This is a genomic window from Bacillus sp. MRMR6, assembly GCF_001940785.1.
Classification (GTDB): Bacteria; Bacillota; Bacilli; order Bacillales; family Cytobacillaceae; genus Neobacillus.
Map to the genome: position 1 here is coordinate 1 of NZ_MSLS01000069.1, position 2,306 is coordinate 2,306.

Here is a 2,306-nt window from a genome sequence, read left to right on the forward strand (position 1 = left end):
TTTTCAGTTATTTGCTACATTCTGCCTGAATCATTTTTGACCAGGGCATATATTGATCTAAAATTTTAGGGTTTTGTTGAATACCAAGATTCGGTAGATCCGTAAAAAGTTTCTTTATATATTCATAGAAATCAATGCCGTTACTTTTGGTAGTTTCAGCGATACTTAAACAGATAGCATTGGCTTTTGCACCAGCTTCACTTACACTAAATAGCCAATTTTTTCTTCCTATAACATTGGGGCGGATGGCATTCTCGGCTGGATTATTATCCATTTCAATTCGCCCATCATTTAGAAATGYTTTGAGTCCATTTGCTCTGTTCAACGTGTATTCAGCTGCTTTAGCGAGGGCATTCTTCCCGTAAAATGGTGACGTTTCAACCCATTCAAGGAATTTATCTAYAATTGGCTTCGAGTACTTTTGACGCTTTTTTCTTCGTTTGCTCGGAGGCAGGTGTTTAAATTCCCTTTCTAACCGATATAAATCATCGCAATATTTCACACCGATTCTGCCRTTTTTGCTATCAGCTTTCAGCCAATAACGACGAACATGCGCCCAACAATTTGCGAAATTGACGCCTTCCAACTTACCATAAGCAGAATAACCATCACACACAATTGTTCCAGTAAAGCCTTCAATWAAACTTTCAAGGACAGATCGAGCTCGAGATAATGCGCTTTGAAAGAGAGTCAATGTTGGCCCTTGGCTTGGCACACTCGAAACACCCAATTATAGGCATTGGCTTGTCCAGATTTCCCATCGGATCGGTTGATAATTTGACCGTATGTTTCATCGACATGCAAAACCGATTTAGCCATCATCAAATCTTTCATTCGTTCGTAAACAGGTAGTAGCCAATCGTGTGCTGCACGGATAACMCAATTCGAAAGGTTTTTATCATTGGTATTCAGTCCATAGCGATCCCATTCTTTTACCTGACGGTAAAGAGGTAAGTATTGTGCAAAYTTATCATAGATGACTTTGGCAAGTACGCTAGGACTTGCGATGCTACGCTGARTCGCTGGTTGTGGTGCTTTTCCGCGTTTGATTTGTGCTGGCTGAGATGAATCAACTTTGCAACCTTTACATTCATACGCATGTTCAATGTGCTGTATTTTCATCATTTTGGCAGGAATAAATTTTGCTTCCTCACGCACAATTGTACTGCCAATTTCAATCATTTGCCCTTGGCAACAGTCACAGATAGTATTTTCAGGATGATGGTGAAYAGCTTCTACATCAATACCATCATGCAAGGAATCATTTCGTTTTTTTGATTTAACTTTCCGTACAACAGTATAAGTGATTGTCTGTTGGCTTTGTTCTTCTGTGTGCTCAGGTTCGCTAAAAACCGGGTCATCATCAAATAATGAACCTTGCCCGTCTGATACGTTGTATTTCGATTTTTCGGTTTTTGATCCATATAAAAGCTTAGTTAAATTGCGCACTTGATYGGTTAACGCTTCAATCTGTTTCGATAAGTCCTTGTTTTGTTGATTCGAATGAGCCAATTGCTCTTCGAGCAGCCGAATTAATTTCTCGTTTTGTTTTTCATTCTTAGAAGCGTTCCCCACATCATTCACCYACTATTCGTTCACATAAATTAGTTTTATTATACCATTTTGAACGAGCTAAGAGAAGGTAGAAATGGCTTCAAATCAACGTTTTTYAATTAATTTAGAACACTCCTTTTGGTGATTTTTGAATAGCCTTTGGTTGCTCAATCGATAACCCCTCAAGCAACCACCTAACCTCCTGCTGGGAAAGTTTTCGCACCTCATTTTCGTCTTTTGGCCACTGAAGTTTGCCTTTATCCAAACGTTTATAAAGCATGGCGAAGCCATCACCATCGAAATACAAACATTTATACCGGTCCTTACTCCATCCTGAAAACAAGAAAATGGAATCACCATATGGGTCCAGTTCAAAAGAGTCTTGAATCAGTGTGGCTAATCCATCAATGCCTTTACGCATGTCAGTTTTTCCACAAATGATGTAAATATTTTTAACACTTGTATAGTCGTATTTCACAGATGTTTCAGCTCCCTCATAACAGTTTGAATAATGTGCTCATCCACGCCGTTGTTGAAGGAGATTTCTATGTTTGCCGTTTTGATCGTGCAAGCGTTATTGTAAGAGGGTGCTGATGAAGTGGATGAATATGAAACTTTATTTTCGGAATGTAATGTAACGGGGACGATTGTAAGTTTTTGTTCTGGCATATGAAARGCACCTCCTTAAATTGATACATTCATCGTACCAGGAGGCGCTACGTGTTTATATGCGTATTTTGATTGGGGGCTTA

At 39.1% G+C, this 2,306-nt stretch carries 2 protein-coding genes and 1 pseudogene; all 3 read right to left on the reverse strand.

Features of this window, described 5'->3' with window-relative positions; translation table 11 throughout:
• Positions 1-7: 7 nt before the first annotated feature.
• Positions 8-1,575: pseudogene (gene tnpC, locus BTR25_RS28805) on the reverse strand (IS66 family transposase).
• Between the two features lie 103 nt (positions 1,576-1,678).
• Positions 1,679-2,032: an IS66 family insertion sequence element accessory protein TnpB gene (gene tnpB, locus BTR25_RS26470; protein WP_217696991.1), complete on the reverse strand. Its 354-nt coding sequence runs from the start codon at positions 2,030-2,032 to the stop codon at positions 1,679-1,681.
• Entirely contained in the window at positions 2,029-2,223 is a 195-nt protein-coding gene (locus tag BTR25_RS26475) for a hypothetical protein (RefSeq protein ID WP_075689508.1), read from the reverse strand. The genes tnpB and BTR25_RS26475 overlap by 4 nt, the downstream gene beginning before the upstream one ends.
• Positions 2,224-2,306 lie beyond the last annotated feature (83 nt).

What these genes read in the sequence shown, in the direction of transcription:
- BTR25_RS26475 (WP_075689508.1), bottom strand. Translation starts at nt 2,223, where the DNA reads ATGCCAGAACAAAAACTTACAATCGTCCCCGTTACATTACATTCCGAA.